The 24863-nt window shown below is 69.4% G+C and carries 26 protein-coding genes; 4 read left to right on the top strand and 22 right to left on the bottom strand.

Annotated features, from left to right (window positions below):
• Positions 1–12: 12 nt before the first annotated feature.
• The 10 genes from tatC to ABZ454_RS18280 form a co-directional block, all read right to left on the bottom strand.
• Positions 13–963: a twin-arginine translocase subunit TatC gene (gene tatC / locus ABZ454_RS18325; RefSeq protein WP_356317432.1), complete on the bottom strand. Its 951-nt coding sequence runs from the start codon at positions 961–963 to the stop codon at positions 13–15.
• 70 nt (positions 964–1033) lie between these two features.
• Entirely contained in the window at positions 1034–1327 is a 294-nt protein-coding gene (tatA, locus tag ABZ454_RS18320) for a Sec-independent protein translocase subunit TatA (protein WP_356317434.1), read from the bottom strand.
• A gap of 248 nt (positions 1328–1575) precedes the next feature.
• Positions 1576–1773, bottom strand: coding sequence for a hypothetical protein (locus ABZ454_RS18315; protein WP_359539134.1), 198 nt, complete (start codon positions 1771–1773; stop codon positions 1576–1578).
• 47 nt (positions 1774–1820) lie between these two features.
• Positions 1821–2099 carry a hypothetical protein gene (locus ABZ454_RS18310; protein ID WP_359539132.1) on the bottom strand — a complete coding sequence of 93 codons (279 nt, stop codon included), beginning with the start codon at positions 2097–2099 and terminating at the stop codon, positions 1821–1823.
• 16 nt (positions 2100–2115) lie between these two features.
• Complete coding sequence (locus ABZ454_RS18305; RefSeq protein ID WP_359539130.1) at positions 2116–3072, bottom strand: WYL domain-containing protein; 957 nt, start codon at positions 3070–3072, stop codon at positions 2116–2118.
• 13 nt (positions 3073–3085) lie between these two features.
• Positions 3086–4039, bottom strand: a complete 954-nt coding sequence (locus ABZ454_RS18300) for a WYL domain-containing protein (protein ID WP_356317442.1) — start codon at positions 4037–4039, stop codon at positions 3086–3088.
• A 114-nt stretch (positions 4040–4153) separates the two neighbouring features.
• Positions 4154–4528 carry an FKBP-type peptidyl-prolyl cis-trans isomerase gene (locus ABZ454_RS18295; RefSeq protein WP_356317444.1) on the bottom strand — a complete coding sequence of 125 codons (375 nt, stop codon included), beginning with the start codon at positions 4526–4528 and terminating at the stop codon, positions 4154–4156.
• Positions 4529–4571: 43 nt separating this feature from the next.
• The gene (locus ABZ454_RS18290; protein WP_356317446.1) at positions 4572–5528 is read right to left on the bottom strand and encodes an FKBP-type peptidyl-prolyl cis-trans isomerase; all 957 of its coding nucleotides are present in this window, start codon (positions 5526–5528) and stop codon (positions 4572–4574) included.
• 140 nt (positions 5529–5668) lie between these two features.
• Entirely contained in the window at positions 5669–7030 is a 1362-nt protein-coding gene (gene pafA / locus ABZ454_RS18285) for a Pup--protein ligase (protein WP_356317448.1), read from the bottom strand.
• 9 nt (positions 7031–7039) lie between these two features.
• A complete protein-coding gene (locus tag ABZ454_RS18280) occupies positions 7040–8299 on the bottom strand; it encodes an MFS transporter (RefSeq protein WP_356317450.1) in 1260 nt (419 codons plus the stop codon).
• 132 nt (positions 8300–8431) lie between these two features.
• Here ABZ454_RS18280 and ABZ454_RS18275 point away from each other — a divergent pair, with 132 nt between their 5' ends.
• Positions 8432–9469, top strand: coding sequence for a LacI family DNA-binding transcriptional regulator (locus tag ABZ454_RS18275; protein WP_359539125.1), 1038 nt, complete (start codon positions 8432–8434; stop codon positions 9467–9469).
• Between the two features lie 59 nt (positions 9470–9528).
• Here the strand turns inward: ABZ454_RS18275 and prcA are convergent, their stop codons facing one another.
• The 6 genes from prcA to arc form a co-directional block, all read right to left on the bottom strand.
• Positions 9529–10380, bottom strand: a complete 852-nt coding sequence (gene prcA, locus ABZ454_RS18270; RefSeq protein ID WP_356317455.1) for a proteasome subunit alpha — start codon at positions 10378–10380, stop codon at positions 9529–9531.
• A 59-nt stretch (positions 10381–10439) separates the two neighbouring features.
• Positions 10440–11285 (bottom strand): proteasome subunit beta, encoded by an 846-nt coding sequence (prcB, locus tag ABZ454_RS18265; protein ID WP_356317457.1) that lies wholly within the window; start codon positions 11283–11285, stop codon positions 10440–10442.
• Positions 11237–11470 (bottom strand): endonuclease VII domain-containing protein, encoded by a 234-nt coding sequence (locus ABZ454_RS18260; RefSeq protein ID WP_359539400.1) that lies wholly within the window; start codon positions 11468–11470, stop codon positions 11237–11239. The genes prcB and ABZ454_RS18260 overlap by 49 nt, the downstream gene beginning before the upstream one ends.
• Positions 11471–11850: 380 nt before the next feature.
• Complete coding sequence (locus ABZ454_RS18255; RefSeq protein ID WP_356317459.1) at positions 11851–12069, bottom strand: ubiquitin-like protein Pup; 219 nt, start codon at positions 12067–12069, stop codon at positions 11851–11853.
• 120 nt (positions 12070–12189) lie between these two features.
• Positions 12190–13701: a depupylase/deamidase Dop gene (gene dop, locus ABZ454_RS18250; protein ID WP_359539121.1), complete on the bottom strand. Its 1512-nt coding sequence runs from the start codon at positions 13699–13701 to the stop codon at positions 12190–12192.
• A gap of 238 nt (positions 13702–13939) precedes the next feature.
• Complete coding sequence (gene arc, locus ABZ454_RS18245; RefSeq protein WP_356317463.1) at positions 13940–15706, bottom strand: proteasome ATPase; 1767 nt, start codon at positions 15704–15706, stop codon at positions 13940–13942.
• A gap of 240 nt (positions 15707–15946) precedes the next feature.
• Between arc and ABZ454_RS18240 the strand changes: the two genes are divergently transcribed.
• Positions 15947–16258, top strand: a complete 312-nt coding sequence (locus ABZ454_RS18240) for a ferredoxin (protein WP_356317465.1) — start codon at positions 15947–15949, stop codon at positions 16256–16258.
• A 40-nt stretch (positions 16259–16298) separates the two neighbouring features.
• Here ABZ454_RS18240 and ABZ454_RS18235 read toward each other — a convergent pair whose 3' ends face one another.
• The 3 genes from ABZ454_RS18235 to ABZ454_RS18225 form a co-directional block, all read right to left on the bottom strand.
• A complete protein-coding gene (locus ABZ454_RS18235) occupies positions 16299–16886 on the bottom strand; it encodes a hypothetical protein (protein ID WP_359539118.1) in 588 nt (195 codons plus the stop codon).
• Between the two features lie 267 nt (positions 16887–17153).
• The gene (locus tag ABZ454_RS18230; protein WP_356317467.1) at positions 17154–18059 is read right to left on the bottom strand and encodes a tRNA (adenine-N1)-methyltransferase; all 906 of its coding nucleotides are present in this window, start codon (positions 18057–18059) and stop codon (positions 17154–17156) included.
• Positions 18060–18118: 59 nt separating this feature from the next.
• Entirely contained in the window at positions 18119–19369 is a 1251-nt protein-coding gene (locus tag ABZ454_RS18225; RefSeq protein WP_359539116.1) for a site-2 protease family protein, read from the bottom strand.
• 173 nt (positions 19370–19542) lie between these two features.
• Between ABZ454_RS18225 and ABZ454_RS18220 the strand changes: the two genes are divergently transcribed.
• Both ABZ454_RS18220 and ABZ454_RS18215 read left to right on the top strand, forming a co-directional pair.
• Positions 19543–20388: a PD-(D/E)XK nuclease family protein gene (locus ABZ454_RS18220; protein ID WP_359539398.1), complete on the top strand. Its 846-nt coding sequence runs from the start codon at positions 19543–19545 to the stop codon at positions 20386–20388.
• A gap of 9 nt (positions 20389–20397) precedes the next feature.
• Positions 20398–21069, top strand: coding sequence for a response regulator transcription factor (locus ABZ454_RS18215; protein WP_148016141.1), 672 nt, complete (start codon positions 20398–20400; stop codon positions 21067–21069).
• A gap of 40 nt (positions 21070–21109) precedes the next feature.
• Here ABZ454_RS18215 and ABZ454_RS18210 read toward each other — a convergent pair whose 3' ends face one another.
• The 3 genes from ABZ454_RS18210 to ABZ454_RS18200 form a co-directional block, all read right to left on the bottom strand.
• On the bottom strand, positions 21110–22711 hold the full coding sequence (locus tag ABZ454_RS18210) for an ABC transporter substrate-binding protein (RefSeq protein WP_359539113.1): 1602 nt from the start codon (positions 22709–22711) through the stop codon (positions 21110–21112).
• Positions 22712–23073: 362 nt separating this feature from the next.
• On the bottom strand, positions 23074–23775 hold the full coding sequence (locus tag ABZ454_RS18205; protein ID WP_356325966.1) for an HAD family phosphatase: 702 nt from the start codon (positions 23773–23775) through the stop codon (positions 23074–23076).
• A gap of 119 nt (positions 23776–23894) precedes the next feature.
• A partial coding sequence (locus tag ABZ454_RS18200; protein ID WP_359539111.1) for a vitamin B12 dependent-methionine synthase activation domain-containing protein occupies positions 23895–24863 on the bottom strand: 969 nt, incomplete at its 5' end.

Here is a 24863-nt window from a genome sequence, read left to right as displayed (position 1 = left end):
GACCTTACAAGGTCAGGTGATGTCGTCGTAACCGTTGACCCGGTCACGGTCCGAGGACGCCTGCGCGGGCAGCCCCCGGTGCGCGGAGACCGGTTCGGTCTCGCCAATGTCCTCGGGAGTGAGGTCCAGCTCCGACGCCTCGTCGTCGGCGGGGCCCTCCGCGTCGCGCCGTGCCTTGCGGCGGTCGTTGAGGAGGGAGACCGCGGTGGCGACGAAGTAGAGCACCCAGATCGGGCCGGCGAGGGCCAGCATGGTCAGCGGGTCGGTGCTCGGGGTGGCCAGGGCCGCGAAGAGCGTGATGCCCATGATCATGCCGCGCCACCAGCCGAGCATGCGCTTGCCGGTGATGACACCGCCGAAGTTCAGCATCACCAGGAGCAGGGGCAGCTCGAAGGAGAGACCGAAGACGACCACCATGCGTGTGATGAGGTCCAGCAGGTCGTCCAGCGGCAGCTGGTTGTCGAGGTCGGCCGGCGAGAACTCCAGCAGGACCTCGGCCATCGTCGGCAGGGTCTTGTACGCGAAGAAGCCACCCGCGAGGAACAGGGGGAAGCCCGCCCCGACGAACGCGAGCGAGTACTTCTTCTCGTGCTTGTGCAGCCCCGGCGCCACGAAGGCCCAGAGCTGGTAGAGCCAGATCGGCGACGAGAAGACGACTCCCGCCATCAGGGACACCTTGAGCGCGAGCGTGAACGGAGTGAGCAGACCGTTCAGGACGATGCGCGCGCAGGTGCCGTCCTTCTGCTTGGCCAGCTCCGCGAAGCTGTACTCGCAGCCGACCGCCTTCAGCACGGGGTCGGTGAAGAACTCGATGATCCCCTTGTAGAAGAACGCGGCGACGATCGTGACGACCACGATCGCCAGCAGGGCCTTCGTCAGCCGGTTTCGCAGCTCACGCAGGTGCTCCACCAGGGGCATGCGGCCCTCTGGGTCCGTCTCCTGTGTGCGGGCAGACTTGAGCAACCCACGTCCTCATCTCGTGCAGCAGGGCGTCACCGGTCACGGCGCCTGCTTTTCGGCCCGGTTGTGTGTGTCAGCGCTTGATCGTCGAGTCGGTCGGCTCGGCGACCGGACGGGAGCTGGTGACGTCGCCGGGGGCGGCCTGGATGGTGCGCGGGACGGCCTGGTCCTGAGCGGCGTCGTTGGCCGGCTCGGCCGGAGTGGCCGACGGGGCGCCCTCGGACTTCATGGCCTTGGCCTCGCTCTTGAGGATGCGGGCGGACTTGCCGAGCGAGCGAGCCATGTCAGGAAGCTTCTTCGCGCCGAACAGCAGAACAATGACGACGAGGATCAGGATGATCTCGGGAGCGCCGAGCCTTCCGAACATATGCGTGTACCTTCTCACCGAGGCAGCAGGGGTGGGGCGGACCGAGCGTCGGACGGACGTCCGATCGTCGTACTGTCAGCGATCGTATCCCGCAGGAGTAAACGCAGGGCAATACCCATGCATCCTTCCGATTACGGCCCAAGCCTCGCTCACAGGGCCGCCACCAGCAGCGTACCCCCCGCGCCCGCGAATGAGGAGGCCGCACCCTTCCGGATCGGACGGGGCCGGCCTGATCCGAACGACCGGCGCTAGCGCAGGGTTTCACCGGTCGCGGCGAGGTTCACGGCCGCGCGCTCCAGGTCCTCGGCGGCCCGGTTGATGCGCTCAGTGGTACGTGTCACCTGGTGGCCGAGGCGCTGGGCCTCGACGAAGACCTTGACGGCCAGGACGCCGAGGACGGCGATCCCGAGGAATCCCAGGGCGATGGCGAGCATGGGCCAGAACATGCGCAGAGCCTCGATGTGTCTCGTGTCCGAAGGGCCGGATCAACAGGTCATGCACCGGTGTGCAGACGCAGCGTCCGCACACCGCCGCCGGTGAGGAGTTCCACTATCCGCTCCCCCGCCGGCCTGCGGACGGACGCGTCGCACGCGGGGCAGGTGAAGGAGTAGAACGTGGTCCGGCTGCTCGCGCCGATGGCGAGACGGAACTCGGCCGCCGCCAGTTCGAACCGCGCGCGGCACTGCGGGCAGGCGGCCTTGAACCGGACGGATTCGGGAACGACCACGGTCGGCACGCCGGAAATACCGGACACCACAGACATCTTTCCCATATCTCCTCAGGTCCCCTCAGGCCAGGCCGTCGTACGCGGCGAGCGCGGCCCGGGCCGCGCTCTGCGCGCTCCGCGCCAGTTCCGGCGGTGAGACGATGCGCCCCTCCCCGCCGAGCCGGAGCGCGAGCCTGCGCAGCGATGCCGGGTCGGGGGTGCGCAGGGTGATCCGCAGACCGCCGTCGGGCAGTTCGTCGGCGCTGTCGTGCGGGTAGTACTCCGCGACCCAGCGTCCGCCGGGCCCGACCTCCACCACGACCTCCGGGTCCTCGGCGGCGGGCTGGACCAGCCCCTCCGACAGGTCCCGGAGCTCCAGTTCCGGCGGCGCGGCCGGCTCGTCGAGCAGCCGGATCTCGGCCACCCGGTCGAGGCGGAACGTGCGCCGGTCCTCGGAGGACCTGCACCAGGCCTCCATGTAGGTGTGCCCGACGGCGAACAGCCGGATCGGGTCCACCTCGCGCTCGGTGAGTTCGTCGCGCGCGGGCGAGTAGTAGCGCAGCCAGAGCCGGCGGCGCTCGGAGATCGCCCGGTCCACGTCGGCGAAGACGCCTCCCTCGGACTCGAAGGTGACCGACAGCCGGGAGCTGGCCGCCCCCACCTCGCCGGCGGCGGCCTCCAGTTTGGCGGTGGCCCGCAGCAGGGCCTGACGGTCGCTCTCGCGCAGTCCGGGCAGCGTCGCGACGGCGCGGGCGGCCACCAGCAGGGCCGTCGCCTCGTCGGCCGCGAGCCGCAGCGGCTCGGCGACGTCGTCCGGATTGTGCCACCAGATGCGGTCGCCGTCCGTGTCGATGTCCAGCAGATCGCCGCCGCGGAAGCTCGTCCCGCACATGGGCAGCACGTCGAGGTCGGAGATCAGTTCGTCCTCGGTGATCCCGAAGGCCCGGGCGACGTCCTGGACATGGGCGCCGGGGCGCTCGCGCAGATACGTCACCAGGGAGAGCATCCGGCGCGTCTGGTCGATGGCGTTCGTGGCCATGAAAAGGGCCTCCTCAGTCCTTGGCCACGGCGCGCAGCCGGTCCACCACGTCGGCCCGCAGATCCGCGGGTTCCTGTACGACGACGTCCGGGCCGAACTCGACGAGCCAGGCGTCCAGGCCGTGTCCGTACGGGATCTCCAACTCCTCCCAGCCGTCCCCGAGTTCCCGGACCGATATCGCCCGGGCGCGCAGCGGGTAGCCGGAATCGGCGCGCAGCCTGATCAGCGCGGTGCGCGTCGCCGTCTCCCCCGCCCAGCTCTCGACGGTCTCACGGACGGTGACCACGTCGGGCACCTCGGCGGTGAAGGCGCCGGCCCGGGAGCGCACCTTGCCGGCGATCCGGGACAGCCGGAACACCCGCTCCGCACCCCGCTCCCGGTCCCAGCCGGCCAGGTACCAGTGGCCGCGCCAGCACTCCAGCGTCCATGGTTCGACCTGGCGCTGCTCGGGGCGCGCCGCATTGGCCTTGCGGTAGTCGAAGGTCACCGGCCGGCGGTCGCGGCAGGCCAGCATCAGCGGCTCGAACGCCGCCTCGTGAACGGGGATACGGGGTTCGAGGGCGCTGTGCACCTCGTAGGCGTCCTCGGTCTCCGGCATGCCCGCGGCCCGCAGCTTCTGCAGGGCTCCGCTGGCGGCGCCGGCCAGCCGGGCCTGCTGCCAGACCTTGGCGGCCAGCCCGAGCGCGGCGGCCTCCTCGGCGTCCAGCGTGATGGGGGGCAGCCGGTTGCTGTCGCGGCGGGCGAGGTAGCCGGTGTCGCCGTCCAGGTTCTCCACGGTCTCGATGACCAGACCGAGCTCGCGCAGATCGTCCTTGTCGCGCTCAAACATCCGGTTGAAGGCGTCGTCGGAACCCGCTTCGAGGTAGGCCTCGATGGATCCGCGCAGTTCGCGCTTGCTGAGCGGGCGCCGGGTCCCCAGCAGACACAGTGCCAGGTTCATCAGCCGCTCGGCCTTGGCAATCGCCATCGACGCCCTTTCTGTTTTGCTCTTCGACCGTCGACCGTACCGCTCCGGGGTGTCCGGACAAAAGCGAGGGCCCGCGCCTTGCGGCACGGGCCCTGGCAGCGCATGGGCGCGGGATCAGACGGCGACCAGGTCGCAGACGAAGATCAGCGTCTCGCCCGGGGCGATCGCGCCGCCGCCGGCGCCGCGGTCACCGTACGCGAGGTGCGCGGGAATGGTCAGCTGGCGACGGCCGCCGACCTTCATGCCCTGCACGCCCTGGTCCCAGCCCTTGATGACCTGACCGGCACCGAGCTGGAACTGGAGCGGCGTACCGCGGTTCCAGGAGGCGTCGAACTCCTCGCCGGTGGAGAAGGCCACTCCCACGTAGTGGACGGAGACGGTCTGGCCGGCCTGGGCCACGGCGCCGTCACCCTCCCAGATCTCCTTGATCTCCAGGTCGGCCGGCGGCTCGCCACCCGGGAAGTCGATCTCGGGCTTCTCGATGCTCACTGACTTGCTCCTCTAAATGATGAACTGGGCAACCGGGACAGTCTTACATCTTTGCCAGGATGTCCACGGCGAAGACGAGCGTCGAGTTCGCGGGGACGGACTGCTGTGCCTTGTCGCCGAGGCCCTGGTCCGGCGGCACGACGAGCAGCACACGGCTGCCGATCTTCTTGCCGATCAGGCCGTTCTTGAGCCCCTTGAGGGTGACCTGGGCCAGCGGGAAGGAGGCGGTCTTGCCCGTGGTGTAGGTGTTGTCGAACTCCTTGCCGTCCTTCCACAGCTTGGCCACGTAGTTCACGATGACCGTGTCGGTCTCCTTGACGACCTCGCCCTTGGACTCCAGGACGTAGTTGGAGACCAGCTTCTTGGGCGGGGCGGCCTTGCTGGGGATCGTGAGGGTCGGCGCCTTGCCGTCGGTGTTCGTGCCCACCTTCGGCAGGTCGACGTCGTCCTGGGCGACCGGGGTGCCCTTGGCGGACGCCGGGATCTGCTTCGCCTTCAGGACGTCGACGACGAAGACGAGGGTGGCGTTCGGCTTGATGTCGCCCTGGCCCTGCGCGCCGTATCCGAGGTCCGGCGGGATGACGAGTTCGACCCGGCTGCCGACCTTCTGGCCCACCAGGCCCTTGTCCCAGCCCTGGATGACCATGCCGGCGCCGAGCGTGAGGTCGAACGGCTGCTTGCGGTCGAAGCTGTTGTCGAAGGGCTTGTCGGAGTCCCAGGCCTGTCCGAGGTAGTTGACCTGGATCGCGTCGCCGTTCTTCAGCGTCGCGCCGTCCCCCTCACTGATGACCTTGGTCTTCAGCTCTTTGGGCGGGGTTCCCGTGCCCTTGGCCAGGGTGGGCTTCTCACCGAACTTCGCGCCCGCGGTGATGGCGGGGAATCCGCCCTTCGTGGGGGCGGACGCGGAGGCGGAAGCGGAGTCGGAGCCCTTGTCGTCGCTGCCGCAGGCCGCTGACAGCAGCAGCAGGGGGACGACGAGAAGGCCGGCAATTCGGCGCACTGGTTCCTCAGATCTCAGACGACACGTTTGTTGGGACACAGCCCAGGGGGTCCCCGACACTCTAGGGCGTGCGCAGGGCCCCGTACGAGGAACGTACGGGGCCCGAGTGGCACGGGGGCCGAGGCGCGTCCTGCGCCGGCTCACATACCCGCGATCAGTTTCTCCACACGGTCGTCGACGGACCGGAACGGGTCCTTGCACAACACCGTGCGCTGCGCCTGGTCGTTGAGCTTGAGATGGACCCAGTCGACGGTGAAGTCCCGCCGCTGCTCCTGGGCCCGCCGGATGAAGTCGCCCCGCAGTCGCGCCCGGGTCGTCTGCGGGGGCACCGACTTGCCCTCGAAGATCTTCAGGTCGTTGCAGATGCGGGCGGCCTGGCCCTTGCGTTCCAGCAGGTAGTACAGGCCTCGGCGGCGGTGGATGTCGTGGTAGGCGAGGTCTATCTGCGCGACCCGCGGATTCGACATGGTCATGTTGTGCTTGGCCCGGTACCGCTCGATGAGCTTGTACTTCATGACCCAGTCGATCTCGGTGCCGATCCGGTCGAGGTCCTCGGCCTCGATCGCGTCGAGCGTACGGCCCCAGAGTTCGAGGACCTTCTCGACGTTGCCCGTGCGGATGCCGCGGCGGTCCACGAAGTCCACGGCCTTCTCGTAGTACTCGCGCTGCACCTCTATGGCGGACGCCTCGCGGCCGCTGGCGAGACGGACCTTGCGCTGCCCCGTGGTGTCGTGGCTGACCTCGCGGATCGCCCGGATCGGGTTCTCCAGCGTCAGGTCCCGCATCACCGTGCCCGCCTCGATCATGCGGAGCACCAGGTCGGTGGCGCCGACCTTGAGGAGCATGGTCGTCTCGGACATGTTGGAGTCACCGACGATGACGTGGAGGCGGCGGTAGCGCTCCGCGTCCGCGTGCGGTTCGTCGCGGGTGTTGATGATCGGACGGGAACGCGTCGTCGCGGAGCTGACGCCCTCCCAGATGTGCTCGGCACGCTGGCTGACGCAGTAGACGGCGCCCCGCGGGGTCTGCAGCACCTTGCCGGCGCCGCAGATCAGCTGCCTCGTGACGAGGAAGGGAATGAGGATGTCCGCGAGCCGGGAGAATTCTCCGTGCCGGGCCACGAGGTAGTTCTCATGGCATCCGTAGGAGTTTCCCGCCGAGTCGGTGTTGTTCTTGAAGAGATAGACGTCGCCTGCGATTCCCTCCTCGTGCAGACGGCGTTCGGCGTCGACGAGCAGGCCTTCGAGAATGCGTTCGCCGGCCTTGTCGTGGGTGACCAGCTCGGTCAGGTTGTCGCATTCGGGGGTTGCATATTCCGGATGCGATCCCACGTCGAGGTAGAGGCGGGCGCCGTTCCGCAGAAAGACATTGCTGCTGCGGCCCCATGACACAACACGGCGGAAGAGGTAGCGCGCCACTTCATCAGGAGACAGTCGGCGCTGTCCCCTGAACGTGCACGTGACGCCGTACTCGTTCTCCAGCCCGAAAATGCGGCGGTCCATGACTGAACATTACGCCTGATGGCCCGAGCTGAAACCGGGTTCGACGGCACCGTTTCGATCATTTTCCGATGCTCGCACCGCGACGGCACTACGCCCGGGAGCTGCGAGGACCTTTCCGGTGGCCAGCAGAACGGACAGCGCGGCCACTCCACCGGCCCCGGCGACGGCGAAGCTCCACGCCGTCCCGCCCAGTTCCACGGCGGGACCCGCCACGGCCGTGCCCGCCGCCGCGCCCACGCCGAACGTGGTCACGAGCCAGGAGAACGCCTCCGTCACGGTGCCCCGCGGGGCGTGCCGGTCGACGACGATGAACGAGCAGGCGATGGCCGGCGCCAGGAACACCCCGGCGACGGCGGCCAGTACGGTCATCGCGACCACACCCGGCGTCAGTATCAGTGGCAGATAGCCCAGCGCCAGCAGCGCCACGATCACCCGGAGCCTGCGCTCGGGCGCCCCCGACCACTGCCGGGCCCCGTACACCACGCCCCCGATGAGCGCGCCCAGCCCCAGAGCGGCCATCAGCCAGCCGTAGACGGACTCCCGGCCGTGGTCGTCGGCGTACGCCACGCCCGCCACCGTGATGGATCCCAGGGCCAGTCCGACGAAGAAGAAGGAGCCGAGGAGCGCCAGCAGCCCGGGCGAGCGCAGCGCACCCAGCCAGTGCGCCTCGCGCGGGGCGGAGCGCCAGGTCCTGGAGGGCTCGGACAGGACGACGGAGAGCGCCCCCAGGACGCCTATCGCGTTGATGACGAGCAGCGCGGCGGCCGGTGACCAGAGGGAGACCAGCACGGTCACCAGCAGCGGCCCGACCGTGAACATGACTTCCTGGGCGACCGCGTCCATGGCGTACGCCCGGTGCACCCGTTCCTCGCTGCCGAGCACGCTCGGCCACAGCGCTCGCAGGCCGCCCTCCAGGGGCGGCGTGAACACTCCGGCGACGGCCACCGCCGCGTAGGCGAGCGGCAGCGCTCCGAGCCCCGCCACGGCGAGCACGACCATGCCGAGGGCCGACAGGACGGCGGCGGGCAGCTGGACGCGCGGCTGGCCGTACAGGTCCACGGCGCGGCCCAGGAGCGGCTGTCCGACCGCCGTGCCGAGCCCGTACACCGCGGCGAGCGCGCCCGCGAGGGCGTAGCTGCCTCCCTCCGCACGGGTGAACAGCACGATCGCGATGGGGGCGGTGCCGTTCGGCAGCCGGCCCACCAGCGTGCCCGTCAGCAGCCGGGCGGCATGCCGCGCCCGGAGGATGTCCAGATATCCCGCGGCCATGTACCGACCCTCTCCTCGGAGCGCCCGTCCGGCCACTCGAAGTTTTACGTATAACTTCCAGGTTCATACGTACCATGAGCCCAGTCCGCAGGTCCACCTCGTTGCGCCTGCCCCGAACGGCCGGAGGCCCGCGTGACCAGCCCCGCTCCACCCGGTCCGCCCCGGCCCACCAGCCGCGACGTCGCGCGGGCCGTGGGCGTCTCCCAGGCCACCGTCTCCCTGGTCCTCGGCGACAAATGGCGTGGCCGGGTCTCCGAGGCCACGGCCGGCCGGGTGCGCGAGGCGGCCCGCGATCTCGGCTACCGGCCCAATCTCGCCGCCCGCAATCTGCGTCTCGGCCGGACCAGGACCGCCCTGCTCGTCGTCCCCGCCCTGACCAACGAGTTCTTCGCCCGGGTCTACACCGGCGCCGCCGCGGTGGCGGCCGAGCACGGCTTCGGCGTGGTCCTCTACCCCTCGCCCGACGGCACGGGCCCGGCCCGGGACCCCTTCGCCTCGGCACGCGCCGCCCTGGACGGGGTGATCGCCTCCTCCATGGCCGCCGACGCCCTCGGCGCCCTGCGCGGCGCCGGACTCCCCCTGGTCATGCTCGACAGCGACCCCGCGGCGCCGGGACCGGCCGCCCGGGTCAACCTCGACATCGCCGACGGGATGCGGCAGGTGACGCGTCACCTGCTGTCCCTCGGCCACCGCCGCTTCGTCCACCTCGCCTCGGCCGTCGACTCCTGGACCTTCGCGGTCCGCGCCCGCGCCCTCCACGAGGCCCTGCGCGACGCCCCGGGCACCGAGGTCCGCACCGTGCCGGCCGCACTGGACGTACGGGCCGGCCGCGAGGCGGCGGAACGGGCCCTGGCCCTCCCCGGACCCCGCCCCACCGCCATCGTCTGCGACGACGACATCCTGGCCGCGGGCGCGTGCAAGGCCGCCCGCCGGCTCGGGCTGCGCGTACCGGACGACCTCTCCGTGACCGGCTTCGACGACCTGGCCCTGGCCACGGCGGTCGAGCCGGAGCTCACCACCGTACGGCTGCCCGCCGAACAGGTCGGGGAGCGCGGCATGCACGCCCTGCTGGCCGTGCTCGAAGGCCGCGCGGCCGAGACCGGCAGCCTGCCGGTGCACCTGATCAGCCGTGGGTCGTCCGCTCCCCCGCCCGCGGACCGGCAGACATGACGGAGCCCCGGCCCGCCGGAGGGCGGGCCGGGGCCGGGGCCAGTACGCGGCGGGAGCGGCTACTCCACGTCCCCACCGGAATCGGTGGAGTCGGTGGAATCGGAGTCGGTCACGGCCTTCTTCCCGGCCGGCTTGCCGGTCGCCGTCGTCGCGGTCGTGTCCTCGCCGTCCTCCACGTCCGAAGGAGCGTCCGTCGGCGTCGAACCGGCGCCGTCGGCCTCCAGGAGCCGGGCCAGCTGCCGGCCGACGATCCGCTTGAACTTGCGCTGCTGCGGCCTCGTACGGTCCAGGACCGCGACCTCCAGCCGCTCCGCGGGGATCTCCCGCTCGCTGCCGTTGGGATCGCGGGACAGCGCCTGCACCGCCAGCTTCAGCGCCTCGGCGAGGGACATCCCGTCACGGTGGCGCTGGTCCAGGAAGGTGCTGATCTGTTCCGCGTTGCCGCCGACCGCGACCGAGCCGTGCTCGTCCACGATCGAACCGTCGTGCGGCAGCCGGTAGATCTGGTCGCCCTCGGGGCCGGCCCCGACCTCGGCGACCACCAGTTCGACCTCGTACGGCTTCTCCGCCGCGCTGGAGAAGATGGTGCCGAGCGTCTGTGCGTAGACGTTGGCCAGTCCACGCGCCGTCACGTCGTCGCGGTCATAGGTGTATCCGCGCAGATCGGCGTAGCGCACTCCGCCGATGCGGAGATTCTCGTACTCGTTGTACTTGCCGGCGGCGGCGAAGCCGATCCGGTCATAGATCTCGCTGAACTTGTGCAGCGCACGGGACGGGTTCTCGCCGACGAACACAATGCCGTCGGCGTACTGCAGCACAACCAGGCTGCGACCACGGGCGATGCCCTTCCGGGCGTATTCCGCCCGGTCGGCCATGGCCTGCTGAGGTGAGACATAGAACGGCGTCGACACCGGCTATCCGTCCCTTTCTGTCAGTGGCAGGAGCATCGAAGAAGCCTCGGTACGGGCCGTCAGAGCAGCGCGGCGCGCGGGCCGTCGGGCTGTTCCAGCCGGCGTTCCAGGATCGAGCGCGCGATCTCGGAGGATTCCGTCTCGGACAGCTTCCGGAAGCCCTCGTCGGTGATGACGGTGACGATCGGATAGATGCGACGGGCCACGTCCGGTCCGCCGGTCGCCGAATCGTCGTCCGCGGCGTCGTACAGCGCCTGCACGACGAGCGTGAGCGTCTGCTCCTCCGTCAGGTCCTCGCGGTAGAGCTTCTTCATCGAGCCACGGGCGAAGATCGAACCGGAACCGGTGGACGCGTACCCGTGCTCCTCGGAACGGCCGCCGGTGACGTCGTAACTGAAGATCCGGCCCCGCTCACGGTCGACGTCGTAACCGGCGAAGAGCGGCACCACGGCGAGGCCCTGCATGGCCATCGCCAGATTGCTCCGGATCATCGTGGAGAGCCGGTTCGCCTTGCCCTCCAGGGAGAGCTGGGCCCCCTCGACCTTCTCGAAGTGTTCCAGCTCCAGCTGGAAGAGCTTGACCATCTCCACGGCCAGGCCCGCCGTGCCGGCGATGCCCACCGCCGAGTACTCGTCGGCCGGGAAGACCTTCTCGATGTCGCGCTGCGCGATCATGTTGCCCATGGTCGCCCGCCGGTCACCGGCCAGGACCACGCCGCCGGGGAAGGACGCGGCGACGATCGTGGTGCCGTGCGGCGCCTCGACGGCCCCCTTCAAGGGCGGCAGCTGCCGGTTGCCCGGGAGCATCCCGGGCGACTGGTCGGACAGGAAGTCCATGAAGGAGGACGATCCCGGCGTCAGGAAGGCAGCTGGTAGACGCCCGGTGCTACGAGTGTTGGCTTCCACGCGTTTCCCTCCAGGTAAGCGATGGCCCTGCGCAAGGTGTCAGGATCATCTCCCAACGTGCCTACGGCCGAATTGCAGTTGAAGCACAATATGCCTCGGACCCTACCCGTATCGTGGCAGTGATCCACATGGACGGCGGGAGCAGCCAGGCGGATCGTGCAGACGCCCGACCGCGACGAGATCATGTCGTCGCGCTGCGCCTCGGTCATCCCGTACTGCCGCTCGAGGTGACCCGCGCGGCCCCTGAACCGACTTGCACGCCTTGCAGCGCGTCGCCAAGCCGGCAGGGGCAGTCGCGTTGCGGTGCCACTCGCTGTGGGGCTTGACTTCGCCACACGTACGACACTCCTTGTGGCCCTGCGGAACGTGCACGCGCTCCCTCACCGGCTTGCCTTCAGCTGCCCGGCGGCGCCGGTAATGCGCGGCGCTGTAAGCAGCCACGCACTCCCGACACCGCGGCTGAACGCCGTCGCGTCGGTTCCTGTCCGACGCGAAAGAAGGCAGTGGTAACTCTCTCTCTCACATCCAGAGCACCACTTCTCTTCACGCGATTCGGGCATCGCCCCTACTGTCCGCCCTTTTGTACGAAACTTCGAACAAAATCCTCGGCATTGGACTCGAGGACGTCGTCGATCTCGTCCAGGACGTCGTCGACGTCGTCGCTCAGCTTCTCCTGCCGCTCCTTGAGGTCCTCGGAGCCCTGCGCCTCCTGCGCCTGCTCCTCGACCTCCTCGGTGGAGCGCGTCGCCTTCTGCTGTCCGCCGCCGGTGTCCTTGGTCGCCATATAGCTCACCCCGCTCGGTTCGAAGCACTTGATCAGACCCTACCTACGGGGTCCGACATTGGCCCGGTACTTGTCTCAACGTCCGGAGGTCATCGGAATGATTCCCAGCCGGCGGCCCTTTCAGCCGCCCGTAAGCACCCGGACCAGCTCCTCCGCCGTACGGCAGCGGTCCAGGAGAGCCTTGACGTGCTCGCGGGTGCCCCGCAGCGGTTCCATGGTGGGGACCCGCTGCAGGGAGTCACGGCCCGGCAGGTCGAAGATGACCGAGTCCCAGGAGGCCGCGGCGACGTCGTCGGCGTACTGCTCCAGACAGCGACCGCGGAAATACGCCCTGGTGTCCTCGGGAGGCCCCGTACGGGCCTTCTCGACCTCGTTCTCGTCCAGCAGGCGCTTCATCCTGCCCCGGGCCACCAGACGGTTGTAGAGGCCCTTCTCGGGCCGTACGTCGGCGTACTGCAGGTCCACCAGGTGCAGGCGGGCGGCGTCCCAGTCCAGGCCGTCGCGGCGGCGGTAGCCCTCCAGCAGCTCCCGCTTGGCGATCCAGTCCAGCTCACGGGACAGGCTCATCGGATCGTTCTCCAGCCGGTTGAGCGTGTCCTCCCACCGGATCAGGATGTCCTTGGTCTGCTCGTCGGCGTCCGCCCCGTACCGCTCCTCGACGTACTTGCGGCCCAGCTCGAAGTACTCCATCTGAAGCTGGACCGCGGTGAGTGTCCGGCCGCTGCGCAGAGTGATCAGCTGCCGGAGGTCCGGGTCGTGGGAGACCTGGTGCAGGGTGCGCACCGGCTGGTCGACGGCCAGGTCGACATTGATGAAGCCGTCCTCGATCATGGAGAGGACCAGCGAGGTGGTGCCGAGCTTGAGGTAGGTGGAGATCTCCGAGAGGTTCGCGTCCCCGATGATCACGTGGAGGCGGCGGTACTTCTCGGCGTCGGAGTGGGGCTCGTCCCGCGTGTTGATGATCGGGCGCTTGAGAGTGGTCTCCAGACCGACCTCGACCTCGAAGTAGTCGGCGCGCTGGCTGATCTGGAACCCGTGCTCGTGCCCGTCCTGGCCGATTCCGACCCGTCCCGCACCGGTGACGACCTGGCGCGAGACGAAGAACGGCGTCAGGTGGCGCACGATGTCGGAGAACGGGGTCTCCCGTTTCATCAGGTAGTTCTCGTGCGTGCCGTACGAGGCGCCCTTGTTGTCGGTGTTGTTCTTGTAGAGGTGGATCGGCTGGGCGCCCGGCAGCTGGGCCGCGCGCTCGGCGGCCTCGGCCATGATGCGCTCGCCGGCCTTGTCCCACAGGACCGCGTCCCTGGGATTGGTGATCTCCGGCGAGCTGTACTCGGGGTGCGCGTGGTCGACGTAGAGCCGTGCCCCGTTGGTGAGGATGACATTGGCCAGGCCGATGTCCTCGTCGGTGAGCTGGCTGGAGTCGGCGGTCTCACGGGCGAGGTCGAAGCCTCGCGCGTCGCGCAGCGGGTTCTCCTCCTCGAAGTCCCAGCGGGCGCGGCGCGCCCGGTGCATCGCCGCCGCGTAGGCGTTGACGATCTGGGACGAGGTGAGCATGGCATTGGCGTTGGGGTGGCCGGGCACGGAGATCCCGTACTCGGTCTCGATGCCCATTACTCGCCGTACGGTCATGCGGCCCTCCTTGCCCGGCGTCGCTCCCTTCCGGGGGCGGCGCTCAAGTACCGCTGCTTTTCCGGTGCGTGCGCGGTTCGCCCGTCCCCGCACTGCGCGACCGGGCGGTACGCCAGAGCCTAGAGCGCCTCTGCGCCGGTGGGGAGATCAATTACGTCATTACTGGGGTGTCGTGGGAGCTGTCCGGAAAGCAACCGGCTGCGGATGCCCGGCCGGGCATCCGCAGCCGGTCCGCGTTCTAGAGGTACTGCCCGGTGTTGGCCACCGTGTCGATGGAGCGACCGGTGTCCGCGCCCTGTTTTCCGGTGACGAGGGTGCGGATGAAGACGATCCGCTCCCCCTTCTTGCCGGAGATCCTGGCCCAGTCGTCCGGGTTGGTGGTGTTCGGCAGGTCCTCGTTCTCCTTGAACTCGTCCACGCAGGCCTGGAGGAGGTGGGAGACGCGCAGGCCCTTCTGGCCCTGCTCGAGGAATGCCTTGATGGCCATCTTCTTGGCCCGGTCGACGATGTTCTGGATCATCGCGCCGGAGTTGAAGTCCTTGAAGTAGAGGACTTCCTTGTCGCCGTTGGCGTACGTGACCTCGAGGAAGCGGTTCTCCTCGGACTCGGTGTACATCCGCTCGACGACCGACTGGATCATCGCGTGGGCCGCGGCCTCCTTGGAGCCGGTGTGCTCGGCCAGATCGTCCGCGTGCAGCGGCAGCGAGGGCGTGAGGTACTTCGCGAAGATGTCCTTCGCGGCCTCCGCGTCGGGACGCTCGATCTTGATCTTCACATCGAGGCGGCCGGGCCGCAGGATCGCGGGGTCGATCATGTCCTCGCGGTTGGAGGCGCCGATGACGATGACGTTCTCCAGGCCCTCGACGCCGTCGATCTCGGCGAGCAGCTGGGGGACGATGGTGTTCTCCACGTCCGAGCTGACGCCGGATCCCCGGGTCCGGAAGAGCGACTCCATCTCGTCGAAGAAGACGATGACGGGGGTGCCCTCACTCGCCTTCTCACGGGCACGCTGGAAGACCAGGCGGATGTGGCGCTCGGTCTCGCCGACGTACTTGTTGAGGAGCTCCGGACCCTTGATGTTGAGGAAGTAGCTCTTCCCGGCGGGCTGGCCGGTGACTTCGGCGACCTTCTTGGCAAGGGAGTTGGCCACGGCCTTGGCGATGAGCGTCTTGCCGCAGCCGGGCGGACCGTAGAGCAGGATGCCCTTCGGCGGCCGGAGCTCGTGCTCCTTGAAGAGGTCCGGGTGGAGATAGGGGAGCTCGACCGCGTCCCGGATCAGCTCGATCTGGTCGCCCAGTCCACCGATCTTGTCGTAATCGATGTCCGGGACTTCTTCGAGGACGAGCTCTTCGACCTCGCTCTTGGGGACGACTTCGTAGACGTAGCCGGACCTGGGTTCGAGCAGCAGGGCGTCGCCGGGGCGGATGGTGATGTCCAGCAGCGGCTCGGCGAGCCGCACCACCCGTTCCTCGTCGGTGTGCCCGATGACCAGGGCTCGTTCGCCGTCCTCAAGGATCTCCTTGAGGGTGACGATGTCCCCGGCCCGCTCGAATTCCATGGCGTCGACCACGTTGAGCGCTTCGTTGAGCATGACTTCCTGGCCGCGCCGGAGGTCTTCGAGCTCAACGCTGGGACTCACGTTCACCCGGAGCTTGCGGCCCCCGGTGAAGATGTCGCTGGTGCCGTCCTCGTTCGCCTGCAGGAACACACCGAAGCCGGCCGGCGGCTGCGCGAGCCGGTCGACCTCTTCCTTGAGGGCCACGATCTGGTCCCGGGCCTCGCGGAGTGTGCCGGCGAGCCGCTCGTTCTGTGCGGACACGCCTGCGAGGTTGGTCTGCAACTCGACGATCCGCTCTTCGAGAATCCTCGTATGACGCGGAGAGTCGGCGAGCTTACGTCGCAGGACGGCGATTTCCTGCTCGAGATAGGCGACCTGGCCGGCGGGGTCATCGGACCCCCGCCCGGGCCGGATGCCGCGGTTGATGTCGTCGTCGTGGGCTGCCACGGTCCTCACCTCCTCCAAGGGGAGCTGGACGCTTCCTGACCCTACCTGGGTGGGTGATGATTGAAACCCCTAGATCACAAAGACTCTGGGGTGTGTCCGATCTTCACCCTTGCGCTCTCCCTCGTGTCAGGGGAATACCCACCCTTCAACATCGGAAAGCGGCCGGTTGTATCGTCGAACTGTTCAACACCCGTCAGGGCTGGCTTTTTTTGGTTCGATACGCAGGGAACGGCAGGAGAAATGACCGTGCAGCAGGACGCTCCCACCGGTGGCGAGACACAGGACCTGGAGGTCTGGATCGACCAGGACCTCTGCACGGGGGACGGCATCTGCGTGCAGTACGCGCCGGAGGTGTTCGAGCTGGACATCGACGGTCTGGCGTATGTGAAGAGCGATCAGGACGAGCTGCTCCAGGACAAGGGCGCGACCACGCCCGTCCCGCTGCCGCTCCTGCAGGACGTGGTCGACTCGGCCAAGGAGTGCCCGGGCGACTGCATTCACGTACGGCGCGTTTCGGACAGGGTCGAGGTCTTCGGCCCCGAGGCCGCCTGAGCACTTTCCCGGGCGGGACGGCGGATCCGCGGGGTGACGGTCAGACGCCGGCGCCGGCCGGGTCCTGTGACTGGCTGCTGCGCACGAAGGCGCCGTTCTGCCACTGCCAGGTGACCTTCTCCTGCTCGTCGGGGCAGCAGGAGGGGACCGCGGGCGAGGAGTAGCCGAGGAGCGTGGCGGAGACGACGCCGTCCCGCACCGCGAATTCGCCGACGCTCATCTTCTGGACGGGGTCGACCAGGGTCGCGACGATCCGTGGTGCGGCCCCGCTCTGCTGGGTGAGGACGTAGACGCCGCTGGGCGGGGTACCGGATCCGGCCGCGCAGTGGACCACCGCGACGGTTTCCGGGCGGCCGTCGCCGTCGAGGTCGCCGGGGGCCTGCTTGGCCACGGTGCGGCCCGCCCCGCGGCAGTCCAGGGGGAAGTCCGCACGGGCCGGGTCGGGCGCGGTGACGGGGGACGCGCCCCGCTGTGCCGTCGCGCGGTGCGGGGTGGAGGCCGAGGCGCTCGCGTCGGGCTGGAGCAGACCGGCTGCCGCGACGACGGCGGCCATGGCCGCGGCGGTGGCGAGCCAGTGCATGGCCTTGGTGTCGGTGTGCGCGAGGTCCGGGAGCGCGGAGGTCTGCACGCGGGATGTCTCCTGTGGTTCCTGTGGTGCGGGACGCCGGTCAGGCGGTGCCGTCGGCGGGACGTCGGCGGCGGGATGGGGGTGGCCAGCATCGTGCCACACCTCACACGGCAGTGGAACGGTGGGGTCGCCACGGATCCCGTGCCCCGGCACCGTCCGCTCGTGGACAACGGAAAGGCGCCACCGCCGAGTGCCCGGGTCGGTCCGGGAGCTCGGCGGTGGCGCCGGCCTGCGGGGGTGCGCGCCTGGGGCGGCGGCGCCCCTGGTTCAGTCGCGGGCGGAGCCGCTCCGGCTGCCCGGGCCGTCGTAGTCCTCGCCGTAGGCGCCCTTGGAGGGGCGGCGGCGGCGCGGCGGGGCCTGGACGCCGTCGGCGAGCCGGCGAGCGGTGACGAGGAATCCGGTGTGCCCGATCATGCGGTGGTCCGGGCGGACGGCGAGACCCTCGACGTGCCAGTTGCGGATCATCGACTCCCAGGGCTGCGGTTCGGCGAAGCAGCCGATCTCACGGATGGACTCGACGGTCCGGGAGAGCTGGGTGGTGGTCGCGACGTACGCGCAGAGGATGCCGCCCGGCACGAGCGCCTTGGAGACGACGTCCAGGCACTCCCAGGGGGCGAGCATGTCCAGGACGACGCGGTCCACGTCGGTGTCCGTGAGGTTGTCCTGGAGGTCGCCGACGGTGAGCTGCCAGGCGGGGTGCGGGGCGCCGAAGTAGCGCTCGACGTTCTGCTGGGCGATCTCGGCGAAGTCCTCGCGGCGCTCGTACGAGTGCAGCATGCCCTGCTCGCCGATGGCACGGAGCAGGAAGGTGGAGAGCGCGCCGGATCCGACACCCGCTTCCACGACGCGCGCGCCGGGGAAGATGTCGCCGAAGGCCAGGATCTGCCCCGCGTCCTTGGGGTAGACCACGGCGGCGCCGCGGGGCATGGACAGGACGTAGTCGGGGAGCAGGGGGCGCAGCGCCAGGTAGACGACGTTTCCCGTGGTACGGACAACGCTGCCCTCGGGAGCACCGATCAGCTCGTCGTGCTGGAAAGAACCCTTGTGGGTGTGGAAACTCTTTCCGGCTTCGAGCGTGAAGGTGTAGTGGCGTCCCTTGGGATCGGTGAGCTGGACCTGGTCCCCGACCTTGAAGGGCCCACGTCGGCGGGCGGCACCGGTCGGTTCAGACATGTGACCAGCGTACCGGTGTTTCAGCGGACGCCGACCGCCTGCCCGCGGGGGTGCGCGGGTCAGGCGCCGGGGCGTGCCATGGCGGCGACGAACGCCCGCTCCACGTCGGCGGTGGACAGCACTCCGTAGATCTCGCCGGTGTCCTCGACGACGAGGTACTCGGTGGCGGGGCTGGCCTTGAGCCGGTCCAGGAGGGCTTCGCCGGCGAGTTCGGCGGAGACCTTCATGCCGTCGGTGAGGTCCTGGGCGAGGCCGCTGACGGCGACCCAGGGGCGGCGGTGCTCGGGAACGCCGACGATCGCGGCCTCCCGGACGAGGGCCTGGGGTTCGCCGGTGGCATCGACGACGACGAGGGCGCGGGCGCCTGCCTCGTTGGCGCGGCGCAGGGCCTCGGAGAGCGGGGTGGCGCCCTCGACCGGGACGGCGCGGCGGGTGAGGGCGCGGGCGCGCAGTTCGGGGAGGTGTTCGCGGAGCCGGGCCATGCGCAGGCTGTTGCCCGCGCCGGTCCAGATGATGGCGGCGAGGATCGCGGCGAGCAGGGCGTCGGTGACGGTGTCCATGCCGCTGATCTCGCGGTTGCCGCTCCCGAGGACCTCGGTGTGGGTGAGCAGCGGCAGGCCGATGAGCGTGATGACGGCGAGGGCGCGGCCGACCCAGGCGGCGGCGACGGTGCCGCTCATCGGGCGGCCGGTGATCTTCCACACGACGGCGCGGAGCATCCGGCCGCCGTCGAGCGGGAGGCCGGGCAGGAGGTTGAACGCGGCGACGATGAGGTTGGAGATCATCAGGCCGCCGAGCAGCACGCCGGGCACGGTGCCGGCTTCGACGAACCGCATCGGCACGTAGAAGACGCCGGCGAGGACGAGGGAGAGCAGCGGGCCGACGAAGGCGAGGACGAATTCGCGGCCGGGGGTCTCGGACTCCTTCTCGATCTCGGAGACGCCGCCGAAGAACTGGAGCTGGATGCGGCGGACGGGGAGCTTGTAGCGCAGCGCGACGACCGTGTGCGCGAGTTCGTGGACGAGCACGGAGGCGTAGAACGCGATCGCGAAGAAGAGGGCGACGAGGTAGCGCGCCGCGCCGAGGTCGGGCAGGACACGGTCGAGCTGGCCGCCGAAGACCCAGGTGATCAGGGCCGCCACGACGAACCAGCTGGGCGCCACGTAGACCGGGACTCCGAAGGGGCGGCCCATGAGGATGCCGCCGCCCGGCTCTTCCCTCCGTCCCGGTGCGCCCTTGCCGGGGCCGTCGCCGGGTCCGGTACCCCCTGCGCCGGGCCGCGGCCGCCCGCTGTCGCCGCTCTCGTCCACGAGGTCCCTTCGGTCGGTGCCGGTTTCGGCACGATCATGCAGTGTTCGAGGGTCTGTGGTCGATGGTATGCCGATCGGTGTCAGTGGCGGGTCGTAGGGTCTTCGTCATGACCTCCGTACCGCGGCCGCCTCAGCCGCCCTCGTCCCTTTCGCCGTCGCGGGCGAGCGATTTCATGCAGTGCCCCCTGCTGTACCGCTTCCGGGTCATCGACAAGCTGCCGCAGAAGCCCAGTGAGGCGGCTACCCGGGGGACGCTGGTGCATGCGGTGCTGGAGCGCCTGTTCGACAATCCCGCGCCGGAGCGCACGCCGGGCCGGGCCACGTCGCTGATTCCGGCCCAGTGGGACCGGCTGCTGGAGTCGAAGCCTGAGCTGTCGGAGCTGTTCGCCGAGGATCCGCAGGGCGAGCGGCTGGCGCGGTGGCTGTCGGAGGCGGAGCGGCTGGTGGAGCGCTGGTTCTCGCTGGAGGACCCGACGCGCCTGGAGCCTGCCGAGCGGGAGATGTTCGTCGAGACCGAGCTGGAGTCGGGGCTGCGGCTGCGCGGGGTGATCGACCGGATCGACGTCGCGCCGACGGGCGAGGTCCGGATCGTGGACTACAAGACGGGGAAGGCGCCGCGTCCGGAGTACGCGGAGGGCGCGCTGTTCCAGATGAAGTTCTACGCGCTGGTGATCTGGCGGCTCAAGGGCGTGGTCCCGCGCCGGCTCCAGCTGGTCTACCTCGGCAGCGGCGACGTGATGACGTACGACCCGGTGGTGGCGGACCTGGAGCGGGTGGAGCGCAAGCTGCTGGCGCTGTGGGAAGCGATCTCGCTGGCCACGCGGACCGGTGAGTGGCGGCCGCGGCCGACGAAGCTGTGCGGCTGGTGCGACCATCAGGCGCTCTGCCCCGAATTCGGCGGGACTCCCCCGGTCTATCCGCTGTCGGTGCGCCCGGCGGAATCCCCGGAGGATGTCCAGGGCAGAATGGCCCCGGCCCGGGCTGAGGCCGGCCTGCCTGCGGCCCTTGAAGGACATTGAGGAGATCCCGTGGCAATCCGCGTCCTGCTGGTCGACGACCAACCGCTGCTGCGCACCGGCTTCCGGATGATTCTGGAGGCGGAGGGTGATCTCGCGGTGGTGGGTGAGGCCGGTGACGGGCTCCAGGCGCTCGACCAGGTGCGGGCGCTGCAGCCCGATGTGGTGCTGATGGACATCCGCATGCCGCGGATGGACGGTGTCGAGGCGACGCGTCAGATCACCGGTCCCGGCCGGGACGGTCCGGCGAAGGTGCTCGTGCTGACGACGTTCGATCTGGACGAGTACGTGGTGGAGGCGCTGCGCGCCGGCGCCAGTGGCTTCCTGCTGAAGGACGCCCCGGCCAATGAGCTGGTGCAGGCGATCCGGGTGGTGGCCGGCGGCGAGGCGATGCTCGCCCCCAGCATCACGCGCAGGCTGCTCGACAAGTACGCGGACCATCTGCCGTCCGGCGAGGAGCCGGTGCCGGACACCCTGCACACGCTCACGGACCGTGAGGTGGAGGTCCTGAAGCTGGTGGCACGCGGTCTGTCGAACGCGGAGATCGCCGCCGACCTGTTCGTCAGCGAGACCACGGTCAAGACGCACGTGGGACATGTGCTGACGAAGCTGGGGCTGCGCGACCGGGTGCAGGCCGCGGTGTACGCGTACGAGAGCGGACTGGTGCGCCCCGGCGCCCAGTGACCCCGTGGGGGTGGGCGGTCCGGGGCGGTGGGCCGGCGGATCAGCGGGTGCCGGTGCCGAGTTCCCAGAGGTGGACGTCGGCGGACGAGGTGACGGCCCACTCGACACCCGTGAGGCCCTCGCGGGAGGCGACGTACTGCTTGCCCTGCCAGACCGGAAGGACGGGGACGTCCTCGGCGACGAGGTCCTGGAGCTGCTTGAAGGTCTTGGCGGCGGCGCTGCGGTCGGCCTCGCGGCGTGACTGCGGAATGAGCGTCTTGCGGGCCGCGGCCGACCGGTAGGGCGAGTTCAGGAAGTTGTCCTCGTCGAGGAACGGAGCCGTGTAGTTGTCCGGGTCCGGGAAGTCGGGGAACCAGCCCATGCCGTACACGGTGTAGTCGCCGCGCAGCTCGGCGGGACGGTACTGCGTCCAGGGGGTGCCCTTGACGGTGACGTCGAAGAGTCCGGTGGCGTTGAGCTGCCGTTCGAGCGTCTTGAACTCGTCGGCGGTGGCCTCGCCGTAGTAGTCGCTCGTGTAGTGCATGGTGAACTTCACCGGGGTGTCGATCCCGGCGTGCTTCAGGATCGAGGCGGCCTTGGCGGCGCTGGGTTCGCCGTACTTGTTGAAGAACGAGTTCGTGTGTCCGGTGATGCTGGACGGGATCAGCGAGTACAGCGGCTCGGCCGTGGTGCCGTACACCTCGCTCGCGATCTCACCGCGGTCGATGATCTGGGCCATGGCCTGGCGGACCGCCTTGTTCTTCACGGCGGGGTCCTCGGTGTCGAAACCGAGGTACCGGATGGCGAGGCCGGGCATCTCGGTGAGCTTGATGCCGTTCTCGGGGTGCTCCAGCAGCCGCTGGGCCTGCTTCGGCTCCATGGTGCGCGTCATCATGTCGATCTTCTTCGCGTCGAGCGCCTCGCCCATGGCGGTGGCGTCGGCGAAGGAATCGAGTTCGACCTTCTCGTTCAGCACCTTCAGATCCCCCTTGTAGCGGGGGTTCCTGGTGAAGACGACCTTCTCCAGGCGGCCGTTCTTCACTTCCGGCTTCATCGTGTACGGGCCCGATCCGTCCACCTGGAATCCGCTGCGCGGGGTGGCCGCCGGGTATTTGTCGCGCGGGACTATTCCGGCGGGCGGCGTCGCGAGTTTGTACGGAAAGGTCGCGTCCGAAGTCCGGAGGTGGAATACGACCTCGCGCTCTCCCTTGGTCTCGACGGTGTCGATGTTGTTGAGCAGAGAAACCGGTCCGTTGGTGGATTTGATCCGGAGCACGCGGTCGATGGAGTACTTGACGTCGTCGGCGGTGACCGGACTGCCGTCCGCGAACGTCAGGCCGCTGCGCAGCTTGCAGCGGTAGCTCTCGTTGGCCGTGTCGGTGAAGAGGCAGCTCTCGGCAGCCTCGGGCTCCGGCCGGCCCCCGCTGCGCGGGATGTGCATCAGGGTCTGGACCGTCTGGCGCAGGACGTTCCAGACACCCGCCTCGTAGCCGATGGCGGGGTCGAGGGGTGCGGGGGCGTCCTTCGATGCGACGAACCGGTCCGTGGTGCCGACCACGATGGCGCCGTCGCCCTCGCTCCCGCCGCCCGACGCGCCGCAGGCGGCGAGTACGGGCGCGAGCAGGGCGGCGGCGGCCGGCAGCACCAGAGTCTTGCGGTTCATCGTGGGCGTTCTCCCTCATGCGGTCATGGAGAAAACGACATTAGTTGGCGCCGTCGGCACATCCGGACGGGCTCCGCGCCGGACGGGATCGAAGAGTCCGGGATATCGGGGGCGAGCCGGGTTCCGGCTCCGGGAATGATTCGTACACGGATTCATCAACCGGGACACTTGGGCACTCGCGGCGGAGCGGTTCGGCGAATCCCGAGCGCCCCGCGACCTCCGGACGAGTGACGAAGGTAACGCGGGGAATACCCGTGGCCGCGGCATGCCCGCACCTGATCAGCACGAGGGTGCGACATAAAAACCCATGCCTTTGCGCGAGAGCTTTTCCATTCATTCACAGAAACACTCTCGGTATGCGGTCACTGCATTCCGGTGACGAGGCCCCTGAGGAATGCGAGATCGACTTCTTCGAGCGAGCCCACGACCACCCGGCCCGCGGCCGGCGCGATCGGCGACACGGACGGCACGGCGACCACCCGGCACCCCGCGGCCTCCGCGGCGGCCACCCCGGTCGCGGTGTCCTCGATGACCGCACAGAGCCGGGGGTCGGCCCCGAAGCCCTTCGCGGCGGTGAGATAGGGCTCCGGGTGGGGCTTCGTACGGGAGACCTCGTCGCCCGCGACGGTGAGGGCGAAGTGGTGGCGGCCCACCGACTCCAGCACCCGGTCGATGATCCGGCGGTGCGAGGCGGAGACGAGCGCGGTGGGGATCTCGTGTCTCGCCAGTTCGGCGAGCAGCCGTGCCGCGCCCGGCATCAGCGGCACGCCGCGGGAGATGCGCTTCTCGAATCGGTCGTTGAGCAGCACGGTCAGTTCGTCGAGGGAGACGTCCGCGCCGGTGACGTCCATGAGGTATCCGGCGCTGCGGGTCATCGGGCCACCGACGACCACGTCCTTCCACGCCTCGTCCAGCCGGTGCCCCAGATCGGCGAAGACCTCGACCTCGGCGTCCCACCAGAAGCCTTCGGTGTCGACCAGGGTGCCGTCCATGTCGAGAAAGACGGCCTGCAGGGCAGCGCCCTCGGCCGTACGGGTCAGGGACGCGGGGATCGTACTGGTCATCCGGCACACCTTCCATAAGGGACGAGAAGGCCGGCCGCCTTTCCCGGAGGGAGAGCGACCGGCCTGCACTGGACCGACCAGTGTACGACTCGTGCGGCTACCGCGCGTCGAACGGAGCCTTACCGCGCGTTGAAGTACTTCGCTTCGGGGTGGTGGATGACGATCGCGTCGGTGGACTGCTCCGGGTGGAGCTGGAACTCCTCGGAGAGGTGCACCCCGATGCGCTCGGGCTGGAGCAGGTCGGCGATCTTCGCCCGGTCCTCCAGGTCCGGGCACGCGCCGTAGCCGAGGGAGAAGCGCGCGCCCCGGTACTTCAGCGCGAACATGTCCTCGACGTCGGCCGGGTCCTCGCCCGCGAAGCCGAGCTCGGTGCGGACCCGGGCGTGCCAGTACTCGGCGAGGGCCTCGGCGAGCTGGACGGACAGGCCGTGCAGCTCCAGGTAGTCGCGGTAGGAGTTGGCTTCGAAGAGCTTGGCGGTCTCGCCGCCGATCTTCGAGCCGACCGTGACGACCTGGAGGCCGACGACGTCGGTCTCGCCGGACTCCTCCGGGCGGAAGAAGTCCGCGAGGCACAGACGGCGGCCGCGACGCTGGCGCGGGAAGGTGAAGCGGGTGCGCTCCGAGCCGTCCTCGTGGAGCAGGATCAGGTCGTCGCCCTTGGACACACAGGGGTAGTAGCCGTAGACGACGGCGGCTTCGAGGAGGTTCTCGGTGTGCAGCTTGTCGAGCCAGCCGCGCAGGTGCGGGCGGCCCTCGGTCTCGGCGAGCTCCTCGTACGTCGGTCCGTCACCGGCGCGGGCCTGCTTGAGGCCCCACTGGCCCTTGAAGAGGGCGCCCTCGTCGAGCCAGGAGGCGTACTCCTTGAGCTGGATGCCCTTGACGACCCGGCTCCCCCAGAACGGCGGGGTGGGGACGGGGTTGTCCACGGCGACGTCGGAGCGCACGCCCTCCTCGGGCTCGTCGACCTCCAGCACGGCCGTGTCGCGCTTGGGGACGCGGCGCTGTTTGAGTTCGGGGAGGGTGGCTCCGGGGACGCCGCGCTTGACCGCGATCAGGGCGTCCATGAGGCGCAGGCCCTCGAAGGCGTC

Origin of the sequence: Streptomyces sp. NPDC005803, from assembly GCF_040630435.1 — a bacterium.
Taxonomy (GTDB): domain Bacteria; phylum Actinomycetota; class Actinomycetes; order Streptomycetales; family Streptomycetaceae; genus Streptomyces.
The sequence above is the reverse complement of the archived record's forward strand: the minus strand, read 5'-3'. Positions and strand labels throughout refer to the sequence as shown.